At 70.1% G+C, this 16459-nt stretch carries 19 protein-coding genes and 1 pseudogene; 12 read left to right on the top strand and 8 right to left on the bottom strand.

The genetic code is table 11. The annotated features are described in order from the left end of the window. Positions 1-5 precede the first annotated feature (5 nt). Positions 6-956 (top strand): annotated as a pseudogene (locus AB0C62_RS02685) (NAD(P)-dependent oxidoreductase); the annotation flags it as partial. A 267-nt stretch (positions 957-1223) separates the two neighbouring features. Here AB0C62_RS02685 and AB0C62_RS02680 read toward each other — a convergent pair. Further along, entirely contained in the window at positions 1224-2636 is a 1413-nt protein-coding gene (locus tag AB0C62_RS02680) for a leucyl aminopeptidase (protein ID WP_362969267.1), read from the bottom strand. A 19-nt stretch (positions 2637-2655) separates the two neighbouring features. Continuing rightward, positions 2656-3429: a FadR/GntR family transcriptional regulator gene (locus AB0C62_RS02675; protein ID WP_362969266.1), complete on the bottom strand. Its 774-nt coding sequence runs from the start codon at positions 3427-3429 to the stop codon at positions 2656-2658. A gap of 121 nt (positions 3430-3550) precedes the next feature. Here AB0C62_RS02675 and AB0C62_RS02670 point away from each other — a divergent pair, with 121 nt between their 5' ends. The 6 genes from AB0C62_RS02670 (at position 3551) to AB0C62_RS02645 (ending at position 9682) form a co-directional block, all read left to right on the top strand. Continuing rightward, complete coding sequence (locus AB0C62_RS02670) at positions 3551-5242, top strand: ABC transporter substrate-binding protein (protein WP_362969265.1); 1692 nt, start codon at positions 3551-3553, stop codon at positions 5240-5242. Next, positions 5239-6234 (top strand): ABC transporter permease, encoded by a 996-nt coding sequence (locus AB0C62_RS02665; RefSeq protein ID WP_362969264.1) that lies wholly within the window; start codon positions 5239-5241, stop codon positions 6232-6234. The genes AB0C62_RS02670 and AB0C62_RS02665 overlap by 4 nt, the downstream gene beginning before the upstream one ends. Continuing rightward, positions 6234-7202, top strand: coding sequence for an ABC transporter permease (locus AB0C62_RS02660; protein ID WP_362969263.1), 969 nt, complete (start codon positions 6234-6236; stop codon positions 7200-7202). Before AB0C62_RS02665 ends, AB0C62_RS02660 begins: the two co-directional genes overlap by 1 nt. Then, the gene (locus AB0C62_RS02655) at positions 7195-8169 is read left to right on the top strand and encodes an ABC transporter ATP-binding protein (protein ID WP_362969262.1); all 975 of its coding nucleotides are present in this window, start codon (positions 7195-7197) and stop codon (positions 8167-8169) included. The genes AB0C62_RS02660 and AB0C62_RS02655 overlap by 8 nt, the downstream gene beginning before the upstream one ends. Next, positions 8166-9155, top strand: coding sequence for a dipeptide ABC transporter ATP-binding protein (locus AB0C62_RS02650; protein WP_362969261.1), 990 nt, complete (start codon positions 8166-8168; stop codon positions 9153-9155). Before AB0C62_RS02655 ends, AB0C62_RS02650 begins: the two co-directional genes overlap by 4 nt. Positions 9156-9292: 137 nt before the next feature. Then, positions 9293-9682, top strand: a complete 390-nt coding sequence (locus AB0C62_RS02645) for a hypothetical protein (protein ID WP_362969260.1) — start codon at positions 9293-9295, stop codon at positions 9680-9682. Between the two features lie 95 nt (positions 9683-9777). On the opposite strand, the gene AB0C62_RS02640 is transcribed toward AB0C62_RS02645, so the two are convergent. The 5 genes from AB0C62_RS02640 to AB0C62_RS02620 form a co-directional block, all read right to left on the bottom strand. Then, entirely contained in the window at positions 9778-10071 is a 294-nt protein-coding gene (locus AB0C62_RS02640) for a DUF1330 domain-containing protein (RefSeq protein WP_362969259.1), read from the bottom strand. Positions 10072-10104: 33 nt separating this feature from the next. Next, on the bottom strand, positions 10105-11538 hold the full coding sequence (locus AB0C62_RS02635) for an MFS transporter (RefSeq protein ID WP_362969258.1): 1434 nt from the start codon (positions 11536-11538) through the stop codon (positions 10105-10107). Continuing rightward, complete coding sequence (locus tag AB0C62_RS02630) at positions 11535-11897, bottom strand: MarR family transcriptional regulator (protein WP_362969464.1); 363 nt, start codon at positions 11895-11897, stop codon at positions 11535-11537. The genes AB0C62_RS02635 and AB0C62_RS02630 overlap by 4 nt, the downstream gene beginning before the upstream one ends. Positions 11898-12017: 120 nt before the next feature. Further along, positions 12018-12230, bottom strand: a complete 213-nt coding sequence (locus AB0C62_RS02625; RefSeq protein WP_362969257.1) for a hypothetical protein — start codon at positions 12228-12230, stop codon at positions 12018-12020. Between the two features lie 108 nt (positions 12231-12338). Next, entirely contained in the window at positions 12339-12812 is a 474-nt protein-coding gene (locus AB0C62_RS02620) for an ArsI/CadI family heavy metal resistance metalloenzyme (protein ID WP_362969256.1), read from the bottom strand. 79 nt (positions 12813-12891) lie between these two features. Between AB0C62_RS02620 and AB0C62_RS02615 the strand changes: the two genes are divergently transcribed. From AB0C62_RS02615 to AB0C62_RS02600, 4 genes are read left to right on the top strand one after another with little or no spacing between them, the layout of a single operon-like run. Next, positions 12892-13299: a metalloregulator ArsR/SmtB family transcription factor gene (locus tag AB0C62_RS02615; RefSeq protein WP_362969255.1), complete on the top strand. Its 408-nt coding sequence runs from the start codon at positions 12892-12894 to the stop codon at positions 13297-13299. Between the two features lie 23 nt (positions 13300-13322). Continuing rightward, on the top strand, positions 13323-14393 hold the full coding sequence (arsB, locus tag AB0C62_RS02610) for an ACR3 family arsenite efflux transporter (RefSeq protein WP_362969254.1): 1071 nt from the start codon (positions 13323-13325) through the stop codon (positions 14391-14393). After that, the gene (locus AB0C62_RS02605; protein WP_362969253.1) at positions 14386-14805 is read left to right on the top strand and encodes an arsenate reductase ArsC; all 420 of its coding nucleotides are present in this window, start codon (positions 14386-14388) and stop codon (positions 14803-14805) included. Before arsB ends, AB0C62_RS02605 begins: the two co-directional genes overlap by 8 nt. A gap of 29 nt (positions 14806-14834) precedes the next feature. Continuing rightward, positions 14835-15308 carry an N-acetyltransferase family protein gene (locus AB0C62_RS02600; RefSeq protein ID WP_362969252.1) on the top strand — a complete coding sequence of 158 codons (474 nt, stop codon included), beginning with the start codon at positions 14835-14837 and terminating at the stop codon, positions 15306-15308. A gap of 123 nt (positions 15309-15431) precedes the next feature. Here the strand turns inward: AB0C62_RS02600 and AB0C62_RS02595 are convergent, their stop codons facing one another. Beyond that, positions 15432-15857 carry a PPOX class F420-dependent oxidoreductase gene (locus AB0C62_RS02595; protein WP_362969251.1) on the bottom strand — a complete coding sequence of 142 codons (426 nt, stop codon included), beginning with the start codon at positions 15855-15857 and terminating at the stop codon, positions 15432-15434. A gap of 103 nt (positions 15858-15960) precedes the next feature. Between AB0C62_RS02595 and AB0C62_RS02590 the strand changes: the two genes are divergently transcribed. Beyond that, complete coding sequence (locus AB0C62_RS02590) at positions 15961-16458, top strand: (2Fe-2S)-binding protein (RefSeq protein WP_362969250.1); 498 nt, start codon at positions 15961-15963, stop codon at positions 16456-16458. Position 16459: the final 1 nt, after the last annotated feature.

Below are 16459 nucleotides of genomic sequence, written 5' to 3'. Positions count from 1 at the left end.
ACCACGTGGAGCGGGCCCGAGTCCTGGTGCTGGACGCGGCTCCTGGAGAGTTGCTCGGTCGGGAGCTGGAGCGTCTGCTCGGCCACGGGCCGGCCGTCACGCTGGATCTTCGGCGCGTAGCCGATCAGGCCGGCGCGCGGGCCGCCTGGGCCGGCCGGGTGGACATCACCGACTTCGACGCCTTCGACCAGTCCGCGCTGCTCGCCGAGACCGTCCGGGACGGACTCGGCTATCACGCGGTCAAGTCCCGTGCCGGTGTGCCGCTGCGCGCCGCGTTCCTCGCGGGGGCGACCGACGCCGCGCCGGCCAACCGGCTCCGTGTGGTCGGCCGGGCCGGGGCGGGCACCGATCACGTCGAGTTGGCCGCCGCTACCCGTCACGGGGTGACCGTCACCCATACCCCGGGGTCCAACGCGATCGCGGTCGCCGAGTTCACCCTGGCCCAGTTGCTCTCCCTGACCCGAGATCTCCGGGCGCACAACGAGACCGCGCACCGCGGCTATTGGCGCGCACCGGCCGCACCGACGGTGGAACTGTCGGAGCTGACCCTGGGCATCGTGGGACTGGGTCGGATCGGCCTGGCACTGGCCGAGCGGGCCACCGCCCTGGGAATGGAAGTCCAGGGCTTCTCGCGGCGCCCGGTCGAGGCGTCGATGCGCCGGGCCCGGTCCCTCACCCCACTACTGGCCACCAGTGACGTGGTCTCCCTGCACCTGCCGCTCACTGCGCAGACCCGAGGGCTGATCGGCCGGGCGGAGCTGGCGCTGATGCGCCCCGGGTCGATCCTGCTGAACACCGCCCGGGGCGGGATCGTCGACGAGCGGGCGCTGGCCGATGCGCTGCGCGACCCCGAACATCCGCTCGTGGCAGCCGCTGTCGACACCTTCGAGCATGAGCACGCCGCCTTCGCCTCTCCGCTCTTCGGCCTGCCGAACGCCCTGCTGGCCCCGCATGTCGCCGGTATGACCAGGAATGCCATGGCCACGGCAGCCCTCCGCTGTGCGGACCACATTCGCGGCCCTGCTCGCGAACCGCCCCGACGGCGTACCCGTGGCAACCATGCGTGGGCGGGTGTCCCGGCGGTAGAGGGTCCAGGCGCGTCGTGCGCACCCCGTCGGCGTAGGAGCCGGCGCGGTCGCCGTGCACCAGGGCAGGGGACTGTGCGCGGCGGCATGGCCTGTTCGGCGATACCAGGCGCCGCCGAACACGGCCTCGCGCCGGGGTCAGAGACGGGAGAGATACCGCACGAGGGTGCGGATGCCGGTGCCGGTGGCGCCTGCCGGGTGCAGATCGCCGGGCTTGGTGTGGAACGCCGTGCCCGCGATGTCGAGGTGGGCCCAGGGCACGTCGCCCGTGAACTCCTCCAGGAACAGCGCGGCGTGGATGGCGTCGGCGTGTTCGGTGCCGCCGTCGTTCCTGACGGTCGCGACCGGCGAGGCGATGTTGCGGGCGTAGCCCCGGTACAGCGGCAGTTCCCATGCCGGTTCGCCGCACTCCTCGCCGGTCGCGACGAGCCCGGCGACCAGTTCGCGGTCGTTGCCGAGGACGCCGGTGATCTCGTCGCCGAGGGCGTGCATGACGGCGTAGGTCAGCGTGGCGGCGTCGATGACGAGATCGGGGCCGAGCTCCACGGTGTGGGCGAGGGCGTCGGCGAGGACCACCCGGCCTTCGGCGTCGGTGTCGGTGATCTCGCTGGTCTTGCCGTTGCGGTGCTCCAGCACGTCGCCGGGCTTGTAAGCGGAGCCGCTCGGCATGTTCTCGGCGGCGGGGACGACAGCCACCACCCCCGTGGGCAGGCCGAGTCGGGCCGCGGCTACGGCGGTGGCGAGCATGGCGGCGCCGCCGCACATGTCGGAGCGCATGTCGGCCATGCCGTGGCCGCTCTTGATGCCGAGGCCGCCGGCGTCGAAGGTGATGCCCTTGCCGACGAGTCCGACGGTCCGGCCGTTGGTGCCGGCGTACCGGACCTCGATCAGGCGCGGTGGGTTGTCACTGCCGCCGCCGACGCCGAGGATGCCGCCGTAACCTCCCGCGCGCAGGTCCTTCTTGGTCAGGACGCGGACCTTCAGGCCGTGTTCGGCGGCGGCGCTGGTGGCCTCCTCGGCGAGTACCGCCGGGGTGAGCCGGCCCGCCGGGGTGTTGCCCAGGTCGCGGGCCCAGTTGACGCACTCGGCGGTGATCACGGCGGCCCGTATCGCGTCCTTGGCCTCGGCGGGGCCGACGACGGTCACGGACTGCACGGCCGGCTTCGACGGACGAAGCCCGTCGTAGCGGTAGGCGCCGAGCACGGCGCCCTCGGCGACGGCGGCGGCCGCTTCGTCGCCCTGGGGGTGGCCCTCGGCCAGGCCCAGGGCGACGGCGGGGAAGTCGGCCAGGCGGCGCACGGCCCGGGCGGCGGCTCGGCGCAGTGAGTTCGCGTCGGCCTCTGCCGACCGGCCGAGGCCCATGAAGAGCACCGGCCGGTCGAGCAGGCCGGGCACCAGCAGTTCGGTGTCCGGCTCGCCGGTGAAGCGGGCGGCTGCGAGAGCCTCGGCCGCCCAGCCGGGAGCCGGTGCGTCGGTGTGGACCGGGATGACGACGGCGTCGGCGTCGGCGCCGATCTCGGTCGTGGGCAGGCTGGAGAGGGAGACGTCCACGTGCTGCGTGCCTCGGGTTCTAGGAGTTCAGGCCGCGGTCGAGGGCCTGGCGGATGATTTCTGCGGTGATGGTGAAGTGCTCGCGGGCGATGTTCCCCGCCCTTTCGGCGTCGCCGGCTTCGACGGCGGCCAGGATGGCCTCGTGCTCGCGCAGGGCGTGTGCGCTGGAGTCGTCGTCGGCGGCACCCCAGGGGTAGTGAGGGAAGCCCAGCGCGGCGTCCGTACTGAGGTCCAGGCAGAGTGCGGCGAGTCGTGGGTTCCCGGCCGCGTGCCGGAGCGCGGTGTGGAAGGCGTGGTCGGCGCTCTGTTCCTCGGTTGCCGACTCGGCGTCGCGGTAGGCCGCGAACGCCTTGTGCAGGGCGGCCAGGTCGGCTTCGGTGCGGCGCTCGGCGGCCGCACGTGCCACGGTCCCCTCGACGAGACCGCACAGGTCGAAGAGTTGCTCCATTTCCTCCCACCGGGGGAGCAACGTGCGCCGCACGGCCTCGGCGGACCCCTCCGCCCAGCTCTCCCGGACGAAGGCGCCGCCCAGCCGGCCGCGGCGGATCTCGACGACGCCGAGCGCGTCGAGTCGGCTGAGCGCCTCTCGTACCGCGCCCCGGCTCACGTCGAGCATCTGCGCCATCTCACGTTCGGCGGGCAGTCCTTGGCCGGGCAGGAACTCCCCGACGGCGATGGCGGTGGTAAGGCGGTCGGCGACTTCCTCGGCGACGGTCCTCAGTCGTACGGGACTGAGGGCCGATACAGGTTCGCTGGTCAGGGCTGGCTCCTCGTAGATGGATGCGTCGAACACCGTACTGAGGAGCGCCGGAAAAAGAAAGGTCTTGTGGTCGAACCTTTCGACCATTCAGAATCTGCTCACGTTCATCGCCCCTTCAGGCTCGGCGATGTCTCCGAAAGGAGTTTCGATTCCGTTGCGCCGACCCTTCGCCGTCGTCGTCGCGCTGCTGACGCTCGTCCTGACGGGGTGCTCCTCCGGGGGCTATCCCGTACCGGGGCAGACAGCACAGAGCCCGCCGCCCACCACGTTCCAGTCGCAGCACGCCGGCGGAACGCTCACGATCCTGTCCAAGTCCGCCGCCGGCACGGTCGATCCGCACATCAGCTACGACAACCAGCCCTGGCAGATGCTGCACACCGTCTACGACGGACTGCTCGCCTTCCGCCAGGTCGGAGGCGAGAAGTCGACCGAGTTGGTGCCCGACATCGCCCAGGCGATGCCGAAGGTCACCGACTCCGGCCGGACGTACACCTTCACGATCCGCCGCGGCGTGCGGTTCTCCACCGGTGCGGAGGTGACGCCCGCGGACGTCGTGGCCTCGTTCCGGCGCATCTTCCGGGCCTCCGGTCCCACCGCCGGCACGTTCTACCAGAACATCGTCGGGGCCGGCGCGTGCCTGGCCGAACCGGCCACGTGCACCCTGCCCGGGGTCACCGCGCACGGCCGGGACATCGTCATCCGGCTGACCCGGGCCGACTCCGAGTTCCCCATGAAACTGGCCGTGCCGCACGCCGTGATCCTGCCGGCGGACACCCCGGCCAAGGACCAGGGCAACAAACCCGTCCCGGGCACGGGCCCGTACGTGATCTCCTCGTACGACCCCAACAAACAACTCCTGATGGAACGCAACCCGCGTTTCAAGGAGTGGTCGCACGCCGCGCAGCCGCAGGGCTACCCCGACCGGATCGTCTACAAGTACGGGACCACGGTCGAGGGCGCCGTGACCGCCGTCGAGAACGGCTCCGCCGACGTCGTGTGGGACCCGCCGCCCGCCGACCGCCTCAACGAACTGGGCACACGCTTCGTCAACCAGGTGCACGTCAACTCGCTGAACGCGTTCTGGTACCTGCCGCTCAACGTCAACATCGCCCCGTTCGACAACCTCAAGGCGCGCCAGGCCGTCAACTGGGCCATCGACCGTTCCGCGACCACGCGGCTCTTCGGTGGCAACGCGCTCGGCCGCCCCGCCTGCACCGTCCTGCCCGAAGGCTTCCCGGGACACACGGACTTCTGCGACTTCACCAAGCCGGCCGGGACCACCTGGAAGAGCAACGACCTGGCCAAGGCCAAGCGTCTGGTGAAGGAGTCGGGCACCGCCGGCCAGAAGGTCGCCGTGGTCGTCGCCGACGACGACACCAGCAAGGCCATGGGCGAGTACGTCCGCAGTGTCCTGCAGCAGATCGGCTACCAGGCCGCCCTCAAGGTGCTCTCGGCGAACATCCAGTTCAGCTACATCCAGAACACCAACAACAACGTGCAGATCAGCGTGACGCAGTGGTATCAGGACTATCCCGCCGCGTCCGACTTCCTCAACGTGCTCCTGTCCTGCGCCTCCTTCCACAAGGGCAGCGACTCCAGCATCAACATCGGCGGCTACTGCGACAAGCAGCTCGACGCCACCATGCGACGGGCGATGCACCTCGACCAGAGCGACCCCGAAGCGGCGGCCCGCCTGTGGGGACAGGCCGACCGGCAGGCCATGAGCCAGGCCCCGCTCGTCCCCCTGTTCGCCCCGCGCCAGGTCGACTTCCTGGCGCAGCGCGTCGGCAACTACCAGTTCCACAAGCAGTTCTTCATGCTCATCGACCAGCTCTGGGTGAAATGACCTCCTCGAAGAACGGACCCTGGCGCACCGCGGGCCGCCAGCTGATCCTCAACAGACCCGCGATGATCTCGGCCGCGGCGTTCGCGATCATCGTGCTCGCCTGCCTCGCCGCCCCCCTCTACGCCTCCCACATCGCGCACGTCGACCCGTTCACCTCGAACGTCGCGGGTACCACCGTCATCGACGGCCGCACCACCGACCTGCTCCAACAGAGCAGCGACGGCCTCGGCCTCGGTGTCACCCCCCTCGGCCCGACCTGGGACCCCCGGCACTACCTCCTCGGCGCGGACAACCAGGGCCGCGACGTGACGGCCCGGCTCCTGTACGGCGGACGCAACAGCCTCTACATAGGCCTGGCCTCGGCATTCGTGTGCTGCCTGATCGCAGCCGTCCTCGGCATCGTCGCCGGCTACTTCGGCGGCTGGGCCGACGCGGTGCTCGCCCGCCTCTTCGACGTCGTATGGGCCTTCCCCGTCTACCTGCTGGCGATCTGCCTCTCGGTCGTGCTGATGACCAGCGGCCTCGACATCGGCCCCCTGCACCTGGACGCCGGCAGCCTGCTCACGCCGATCCTGATCATCGCCGTGATCTACGTGCCCTATGTCGCCCGTCCCCTGCGCGGCCAGGTCATGGCCCTGCGCGAGCGGGAGTACATCCATGCGGCGATCGGGTCCGGCGCGACCGACCGGCGCATCATGCGGCGTGAGGTACTGCCCAACGTGCTGCCCACGATCATCGTGTTCCTGCCGATGATGACGGCACTCAACATGCTCACCGAATCCGCGCTGTCGTTCCTCTCCGTGGGTGTGCAGTCGCCCGACGCCAGTTGGGGAACGATCATCAACGACGGCCTCGGTCTCCTCTACACCCGCCCCGCGGTCACCGTGGCCCCGGGGCTGCTCATCGCGCTCACGGCCGTGGCCCTCAACGTCTTCGGCGACGGCGTACGCGACGCCCTCGATCCCAACGCCCGACTCCGAGGAGGCGTCTGATGCTCGGTTACGCTCTCCGCCGGATCGGCGCCGCCCTGTTCGTCCTGTGGGCCATCAGCGTCCTGGTCTTCCTCATCTTCTTCGCCACCCCCGGAGTCGACCCCGCGGCCCGCATCGCGGGCAAGAACGCCGACCCCGCCACCCTGGAACAGGTGCGGCGGTCCTTCGGGTTCGACGCGCCCCTCACCACCCAGTACGTGAAGATGATGAGCCACCTGTTCGTGGACGGGGACCTCACCTCGTTCGTCAACCGCGGCAGCCGAGTCATCCCGCAGATCACCGACGCCCTGCCGGCCACGTTCTCGCTCGTCGTCGGTGCCGCCGTCATCTGGATGGTGGTCGGCATCGCCATGGGCACCGTGGCGGCCGCCTGGCGTGGCAAGGCCGCCGACCCGCTGATCATGCTGTTCGGCGTGCTCGGTGTCTCGATGCCCGTCTACTGGCTCGGCGAGGTCATCAACCTCTTCACCCAGTCCCGGATGCACGAGACCGTCTTCCACTGGGTGCCACCCCTCGGCTACGTCCCCCTCACCGAGAACGCCTGGCAGTGGTTCCTGCACCTGATCTTCCCCTGGCTGTGCCTCGCCGTCCTCTACGCCGGCATCTACGCCCGGATGCTGCGCGGCGAACTGATCGGCGCGCTGCGCGAGGACTACGTCCGCACCGCCCGAGCCAAGGGCATCTCCGAACGCCGGATCCTCATCCGGCACGCCCTGCGCTGCTCACTCATCCCCATCGTGTCCCTGTTCGGCCTCGACTTCGGGGCTCTCGTCGGAGGCGCCGGACTGCTCACCGAAGTCGTCTTCGGTATCCCCGGCGTCGGTCATCTCACCTACGGCGCACTGCAGAACCTGGACCTGCCCGTGATCATGGGCACCGTCATGTACGCCGCGTTCTTCGTCGTCCTGGCCAACGCCGTCGTCGACCTCTTCTACGCCCGGCTCGACCCGAGGGTGCGTCATGCCTGAACCCCTGCTCGAAGTGACCGACCTCAAGGTCTCCTTCCGCGGCCGCTCCGGTCCCGTCACCGCCGTCGACGGCCTGTCCTTCACCGTCATGCCCGGCCAGGTCCTCGGCATCGTCGGAGAATCGGGCTCCGGCAAGAGCGTGTCGTCCATGGCACTGCTCGGCCTGATCCGCGACAAGGGCGCGACCGTCACCGGCAGCGCCCGCTTCCGGGGCCGCGAACTCATCGGCATGCCCGACCGGGAACTGCGCACCCTGCGCGGACGGGAGATCGCCATGATCTTCCAGGACCCGATGACCTCACTCACGCCCGTCTACACCGTCGGCTGGCACATCGCCGAACAGATCCGCGCCCACGAACAGGTCAGCAGACAGGCCGCCCGCGCCCGTGCCGTGGAACTCCTCACCGAGGTCGGCATCCCCGACCCGGCCCGCCGCGTCGACGCCTACCCGCACGAGTTCTCCGGCGGCATGCGCCAACGCGCCGTCATCGCCATGGCCCTCGCCTGCGACCCGGCCCTGCTCATCGCCGACGAACCCACCACCGCCCTCGACGTCACCACCCAGGCCCAGATCCTCGACCTGATGCTCCGCCTGCGCGACACCCACGGATCGTCCATCGTGATGATCACCCATGACATGGGCGTGGTCTCCGAGATCGCCGAGCGCGTGCTCGTCATGTACGGCGGCCGCGCCGTCGAGACGGGCACCCGCCAGGAGGTCTTCCACACACCCAGCCACCCCTACACCCGCGGCCTGCTCAGCTCGGTGCCCCGGACCGGCGGTGAGCGGCTGCACCGGCTGCCCACGATTGCCGGCGCCCCCATCGCCTCCTCCGAGCGCACCGCCGGCTGCGCCTTCGCCCCCCGCTGTGCCGAACGCCACGACGCCTGCACCGCGCAGCCACCCCTCACCGGCGACGGACACCTGTCCGCCTGCTGGCTCACCGCCACGGAGGTCCCGGCATGACCGGCGACGTACTGCTGAAGGCGACCGACGTCGTCAAGAACTTTCCCGTCCGCGGCGGGGTGACCGGCCGCCGCGGCCCCGTCGTCCACGCGGTGGACGGCGTCTCGCTGGAGGTCCACCAGGGCGAGACCCTCGGCGTGGTCGGCGAGTCGGGCTGCGGCAAGTCGACGCTGGGCCGCTGCCTGGTCAGGCTCGGTGAGGTCACCTCGGGCCGGATCGAGTTCGAGGGACAGGACATCACCCGGATGTCCAGGCGCCGACTGCGTCCGGTCCGCCCCGGCCTGCAGATGGTGTTCCAGGACCCGTACACCTCCCTGAACCCGCGGCGCACGGTCGGTGACATCGTGGCCGAACCGCTGCTGGTCCACCGCCGCGGCACGCGCGCGGAGATCCGGTCCAAGGTGGCCGACATCCTCGACAAGGTCGGCCTGACCGCCGATCACGCCGAGCGCTACCCGCACGAGTTCTCCGGCGGCATGCGCCAACGCGTCGGCATCGCGCGCTCCCTGGCGCTGGAGCCCCGGCTGATCGTCGCCGACGAGCCGGTCTCGGCCCTCGACGTGTCCATCCAGGCGCAGGTGCTCAACCTGTTCGCCGATCTCCAGGAAGAACTGGGACTGACGTACGTCTTCGTCGCCCACGACCTCGGCGTCGTCCGGCACGTCTCGGACCGGATCGCCGTGATGTACCTGGGCCGCATCGTCGAGCTGGGCCCGGCCGAGGAGGTGTACACCTCACCGGCGCACCCCTACACCCACGCACTGCTGTCGGCGGTGCCGCAGATCGACGACGGAACCCCGCGGGCGGAGCCCGCCCGGGAGCGGATCGTCCTGTCCGGTGACGTCCCCAACCCGATCGACCTCCCGGCCGGCTGCAGCTTCCACCCGCGGTGTCCGCTCGCACAGGACAAGTGCCGCACCGAACGCCCCGCGCTGAACAAGGACACGACGGGCCGCCAGATCGCCTGCCACTTCCCCCTGCGCTGACCGGCCGAAGGCGAGTCGGATCGACCATGTCGCGCCAGACGGAAGGCAGTTGGGGCCGACAAGTCGGTCAGTGTGGCCGAGTCGTTTCCTTCTTGTCTCCGCAGGCACCCCTTGAACCACCCCACCAGGAGGAACCAGTGTCATACCCGCGATCGCTCACCCCCGAGGAGGAACTCGCCGACGCGAAGAAGCGGCTGAGCCTCCCGCCTGTCGTCGTGATCTGCGGCTCCACCCGTTTCATGACCGAGATGACCGAGGCCGATGTGCGGGAGACCAAAGCCGGAAAGATCGTCGTCAAGCCGGGTTGCGACATGAAGTCGCCGCACGAACTCCTGTCCGATCCTGTCGAGGCCGAGACGCTGAAGGCTCGACTCGACGATCTGCACCGAGCGAAGATCCGGCTCGCTGACGAGGCGCTCGTGGTCGGCGACTACATCGGAGACAGCACCCGAGCCGAGATCGCCTACGCCCGATCGCTGGGCAAGCCCGTGCGGTTCACGCACCCCGAAGTCGACCCCGACGCCTGAGCACCCACCCCCACACCCACACCTGAAGACCTGGTGCATCCTCACCGAACTCCGCACGAGCCCCGATCTTCAGTGAGGATCCGACCGGACCTCGGTCAGTCGATGCCTTCGATGATGCGGAAGTCGCGCTCGACGCCGTCGGAGAGGGCGACCAGCGCCTCCTGGTAGGCCGCACTCTCGCGCGCCGCGACGGCCTGCTCGAAGCTGTCGAACTCGATCAGGACGGTGCGCTCGGCGATCCCGGCGTCGTGCGCCACGACCCGACCGCCACGGGCGAGGACCCGACCGCCCCCGGCCTTGACGGCCGGAGCGGCCAGCTTGTTGTAGGCAGCCAGCTTCTCAGGGTCCGAAATGGTGCCGTAGGCGCTGACCCAGTAGCCCTTGGGCATGGAACCTCCAGTGTTGGGATGAGTGCATCCGACTTACGGGTTGGTCGCGGACGAGCGTCGGCCGGCGAGAGCGAGGCTGGTCAGCGTCGTGATCGCCATGGCACCGATGCCGACCAGCGCCGCGGTGGTGTAGGCGCTGTCGTCGGGGAAGAGGTGGCCGGGACCGGTGCCCGCGGCGAGGATCAGGCCGCCGATGGCGCTGCCCAGGGAGTACCCGACGCTGCGGACGACGTAGTTGAAGCTCATGGCGCTCGACGTCTCGCTCTTGGCGGTGACGGCCAGGATGACGCCGGGCATCGCGGCCGAGAAGCCGCCGACGCCGACGCCGAGCACGCCCATCGCCGCGAACAGTTCGGCCAGGTCCGACCGGGCCGCCGCGAACAGGGCGAACCCGCCGCCGACCACGACGGCGCTGCCGGCCAGGAGCAGGGGGTCGGCGATCCGGGTGCGGACCCGCGGCGTGAGCTTGCCGGCGACGAACCCCAGCACCGAGAACGGGATGAGGACCAGCCCGGCCACGAAGGTCGTCAGCCCGAAGCCGTAGCCGGCGCCGTGCGGCGTCTGCGCGTACCGGGTGATGAGCGTGAGCAGGAGGTACATGCCGATCCCGCCGACGAACATGGCGAGGTTCGCCCCGGCGACCGCCGGGTGCCGCACCGCCCGCACATCGACCAGGGGCGTCGTGCTGCGCAGCTCGATGACGGCCCAGACGCAGAGCAGCACCACCGCGCCGACGGCGAGGCCCGCCGCCACGGCGAGGTGCCGGCTCCATAGATTCCGTTCGCCGGCGAGGAACAGCACCAGGACCAGCGCGGCGGCCAGGACGACCGCGCCTGCCACGTCCACGTGGGCGGAGCGTCCTTCGGGGGCGGCGGGCATGGAGCGCCACGCGGTCAGGAGGGCGGCGGCGGTGACGACCAGGCCGAGGCCGTAGGCGGCCCGTACCCCGCCGAGCTCGGCGAGCAGTGCGGCCAGCGGGTAGCCGACGCCGGCCCCGATGATCGAGACCACCGAGATCAGGGCGATCACGGCCGCGCTGCGCTCCTCGGGGAGGTGGTCCCGGGCCACGCCCATCATGAGCGCCGTCAGCCCGAGCCCGACGCCCTGGGCCGCCCTGCCGACCAGCAGCCACGCGAACGGCAGCGGCAGCACGGTGAGCGCGCTGCCGGCGACGACGACCGCCAGCGTGGCGAGGATCGTGGTCCGCCGGTGCGGGCCGGCTCCGAGCCGGCCCAGGACCGGCGTGGCGACGGCGCCGCTGAGCAGCGCGACGGTCAGCGTCCACTGCGCGCTGCCGAGCGAGACGTGGAACGAGGTCGCCACGCTGGTGATGAGCGGCGTCCCGAGGCTGGCGACCGCCGCCACGACCAGAGCGATGAACATCAGGGCGGGGACCAGCAGCCGCCCCTCGGAGCGCGCAACCGGGAACGCCTTCACCTCGATCCCGTCGACCGGCTGCCCGGTCACCGCTTCGGCCCTTCGCGGTCCTGGCTTTCGAGCTCTGCCAGATGCTTCAGCGCGGGAAGGGCCGCCACCAGCGCCTCGACCTCGTCGCCGGTGAGCTCGCCGATCAACGGCTCGAACGCGTCGACGCCCGCCTGGCGCCGCGTCCGGACATAGGAGGCGCCGGCTTCGGTCAGGCACACCAGCGTGACCCGCTTGTCGGACGCGTCGCCCCGCCGCTCGACCAGGCCGGACTCCTCCATCACCCGGACCAGGGCGGTCATCGCGGGCTGGGTGACGCCCTCGACGGCGGCCAGATCGGTGATGCGCCGCGGGCCGGTCCGGTCCAGGGTGGCCAGGGTGGCGGCGGACGTCAGGCTCATGTCCCGGGGCAGGCGTCTCGCGGCTCTGGTGGCCAGGCCGTAGAGGGCTGCCCCGATGGCGGCGGACGCGCCACGAGCGGTGTCTTGACGACTCATGCTCGAAGCATAGCATTCTTATATTCACAGCTTATGGAAATGGTCGGTCAGTCGGTTCGGCTTCGCCCGCAGCGGCTCCAGCTCGCCCCGCACCTCGACCGGCGGGTCGAGCACCTCGCCGGCGGCCGGACCGTGAACCGGCCCGGCCGCCTCCCGCGCGATGGCCGCCGGGCGCCGATGGTCCTGCGGCGGTGCGTCAGGGTCGATACCGGCGGCGCGGGCCGGGATCGGCGGCACCGACCGACCGCCACCCGGACCTACGACGCCGGCGGCGCGAGCGACAGGTGCTCCTCGAAGCCCGCGGTGTCTCACAAGGCGCCGCGAAGCCGTCGCCAGGGCGATGGGTCAGCTACCGCACGCGCAGCCGGCCACCTCCGGGGCGGCCCCGTTGCTCTCGCTGGAACAACAGCCGCCGCCCGCGACGTCGCGTTCGGCGCTTTTGCCCAGGGTGCCGGCGTCGGCCTTGACGACGTAGACCTCCCAGGGTTCCTGTCCGGGGCCGTGGACCCAGACCTTGTCCTGGAGGGCGTAGCAGCAGGAGGTGTCGTTCTCCTCGAAGGTGACCAGACCGGCGTCCTTGAGGCGGCCCGTCGCCGCCGAGACCTGCTCGGTGGACTCGACCTCGACGCCGAGGTGGTCGAGGCGGGTGTCCTGTCCGGGCTCGCCCTCGATCAGGACGAGCTTGAGTGGCGGTTCGGTGATGGCGAAGTTGGCGTACCCCTGACGTCGCTTGGCGGGTTCCGTGCCGAACAGCTTCGAGTAGAAGGTGATCGACGCTTCGAGGTCGCCGACCCGCAGGGCGAGTTGAGCGCGAGACATGGCGGTGCTCCCATCGAGTTGTATTGATAGATTTCGATGCAACATTGCGCCTTGGATCGAAGCCTGTCAACATAGAGGAATGTCGAAGCAAGAGCTTGTCGTGTTGGGTCGGACCGCCGAGGCCGAGGGCTGCTGCCCAGGGCTGCTCGACGCCCCGCTTGGCGAGGATCAGGCCGTTGAACTGGCGAAAGTGTTCAAGGCGCTGGGGGATCCGGTGCGACTGCGGCTGCTGTCGATGATCGCGTCACAGGCCGGTGGAGAGGTCTGTGTCTGTGACCTGACCCCGGCGTTCGACCTCTCCCAGCCGACTATTTCGCATCACCTCAAGCTGCTGCGGCAGGCCGGTCTCATCGACTGCGAGCGGCGCGGGACCTGGGTCTACTACTGGCTGCTGCCGGCGATGACCGACCGTCTTGCGGGCGTCCTGACCCGTCCGGCCGGTGAGCCGCTTCCAGTCCAGGCGGAGACCGCGGGGGCTACGGCGTGAGTCCGAGCGCACCTGATCGGAGTGTGTCCGGTCGCCTGTCGTTCCTGGATCGCTATCTGGCTCTGTGGATCCTCGGCGCGATGGTGGTCGGGCTCGGGCTGGGACGCCTGGTTCCCGGCCTTGGTGACGCGCTGGCGACGGTGACCGTGAGCGGGGTGTCCCTGCCGATCGCGCTGGGCCTGCTGGTGATGATGTACCCGGTGCTGGCCAAGGTCCGCTACGACCGGCTCGACACCGTCACCCGGGACCGCCGGCTCCTGCTGCCCTCGCTGCTGCTGAACTGGATCGTCGGCCCGGCCCTCATGTTCGCTCTGGCCTGGTCGCTCCTGTCGGATCTGCCCGAGTACCGCACCGGCCTGATCATCGTCGGTCTCGCCCGATGCATCGCCATGGTCATCATCTGGAACGACCTCGCCTGCGGACACCGCGAAGCCGCCGCTGTCCTGGTCGCCCTGAACTCCGTGTTCCAGGTGATCGCGTTCTCGGCCCTCGGCTGGTTCTACCTGAGCGTCCTGCCCGGCTGGCTCGGCCTGGCGCGGAGCGGCCTCGACGTCTCGGTGTGGGAGATCGGCCGGAGCGTGCTGATCTTCCTCGGTATCCCGCTCGCAGCCGGCTACCTCACCCGCCGCATCGGCGAGAAGGCCAAGGGCCGCACCTGGTACGAAGCGAAGCTGATCCCGCGCATCGGCCCCTTCGCCCTCTACGGGCTGCTCTTCACCATCGTCATCCTCTTCGCCCTCCAGGGCGACGCCATCACCTCAAAGCCTTTCGACGTGGCCCGCATCGCCCTGCCGCTGCTCGTCTACTTCGCGCTCATGTGGGCCGGCTCCATGGCCCTCGGGCGAGCCGTCGGCCTGGACCACCCGCGCGCCACCACGCTCGCCTTCACCGCGGCAGGCAACAACTTCGAGCTGGCCATCGCCGTCGCCATCGCCACCTACGGCGCCACCTCCGGACAGGCACTCGCCGGCGTCGTAGGGCCCCTCATCGAAGTACCGGTGCTGATCGGCCTCGTCCACGTCGCGCTCTACGCCCGCCGCTACTTCACCGGCCCCACCACGCTCACAGCCCAGGAAGACCCCGCCCATGCCTGACACCGCCCTGCCCACGGTCCTGTTCGTCTGCGTCCACAACGCCGGACGCTCACAAATGGCCGCCGCCTTCCTCACCCACCTCGCCGGAGACCGCGTGCTGGTCCGCTCCGCCGGTTCCGCACCGGCCGACATCGTCAACCCGGCCGTGGTCGCGGCACTTGCCGAAGTCGGCATCGACATCTCCGCCGAGGTCCCCAAGGTGCTCACCGTCGAAGCCGTCCAGGCCTCCGACGTCGTCATCACCATGGGCTGCGGTGACGCCTGCCCCGTCTTCCCCGGCAAGCGCTACCTCGACTGGTACCTCAGCGACCCCGCCGGCCAAGGCGTCGACGCCGTCCGCCCCATCCGCGACGAGATCGAACTCCGCATCCGCGGCCTCATCGAGGAGATCGCCCCGGCGGTACAGCGGTGACACCACACCCCGGAATCCGGCTCGCGCCCATGGGACCCGACCACGCGGACCAGGTCCTGCGGATCTATCAACTCGGGATCGACGAAGGCAACGCCACCTTCGAGACGGTCGCGCCCACTTGGGAACACTTCGACACTTCGAAGCTCCCCGACCACCGACACGTCGCCCTCGACAACGCGGGCGGCGTGCTCGGCTGGGCCGCTGCCGTGCCCGTCTCCGATCGCTGTGCATACGCCGGCGTCGTCGAGCACTCGGTCTATGTCCACTCCGACGCCCGCGGCCAGGGCGTCGGCACGGCACTCCTGCGCGCGCTGCTCGCCTCCACCGAGGCCGCCGGGATCTGGACCGTGCAGTCCGGCATCTTCCCCGAGAACACCGCAAGCCTCACCCTGCATCTGCGAGCCGGGTTCCGCCTCATCGGTACGCGCGAACGCATCGGCCGCCACCACGACCGATGGCGCGACGTCCTTCTCGTCGAACGCCGCAGCTCCGCGGTGCTGTGACCTGGCAGCTGCGAAGCCTGCGCCGCCGCCGCACGGCTTGAGTCGACTCTGCCCACTGCAGGCATCGCCCCGCACGGATGCACCGCCGGTCCTCTGTGAACCGACGCCCGGACACCCTCGAGGTCAGGCGATGGCCGAGAAAGCCGTGACGTGGTCGATCCGGAGTCGGACCAGGAACATGCCGGGCACGCTGTTGCGCCGGCCGAACTCCTCGGCCAGTTCCTGGCCCATGTATCGCGCGGCGATATTGGTCGCCCAGGTGAGCAACTGGCCGGGGTCCTCCGAGATCTCCGCGCGGCCCCGCAGGACAGCGTAGGAGAAGGGCGGACGCTCGTCGTCGACGCACAGCGCTGCCCGGTTGTCACGCAGGAGGTTCTGGCTCTTCACCGTCCTGTCCTCGGTGGTGAAGACGAGATCGCTCCCGTCCAACAGAAACCACACGGGCACGACGTGCGGACCGCCGTCCTCCCGGATGGTGGACAGTTTGCCGGTGCGGGTGCCCTCGCTGATGAAGGCCTGCCACTCGTCCTCGGTCATCTGGGTTGCCATGCCGCTCACCATAGAATGGGAAAAGCCCGAAGTCGTACTAAAGGTGCATTCGGCACGTCATGTGGACGGCTTCGACCAAAAGTAACCTCAGGAATGAGGGGTTATGTCACAAATTATCGATAAGGCGCCCTCGGACGTACCGCAAATTGACGCCGACCTCCGCGTCAACGGAGCCACGCACCGCCTGCGGCTTGACACGCGCGTCACCCTGCTGGACGCCCTGAGGGACCATCTCGGTCTGACCGGTGCGAAGAAGGGTTGCGACCAAGGAGCGTGCGGGGCGTGCACGGTCCTGCTGGACGGCAAGCGGGTGGTGTCCTGCCTCGCACTGGCGGCGCAGTGCGAGGAACGCGAGGTCACGACCGTCGAGGCGCTCTCCCAGGGCGAGCAGCCGCACCCGCTGCAGGACGCCTTCGCCCGGCACGACGCCTTCCAGTGCGGCTACTGCACCCCGGGACAGATCATGTCGGCGGTGGCACTCATCGCCGAAGGGCGGGCCGGCTCCGACGAGGACATCGCGGAGTTCATGAGCGGCAACATCTGCCGCTGCGGCGCCTACCCGAACATCCGCGCGGCCGTCCGCGACGCGGCGGGTGGCTGAC

It is taken from the genome of Streptomyces sp. NPDC048643 (assembly GCF_040650615.1).
Lineage (GTDB): Bacteria > Actinomycetota > Actinomycetes > Streptomycetales > Streptomycetaceae > Streptomyces.
This window is presented reverse-complemented; position numbering and strand designations above follow the sequence as displayed.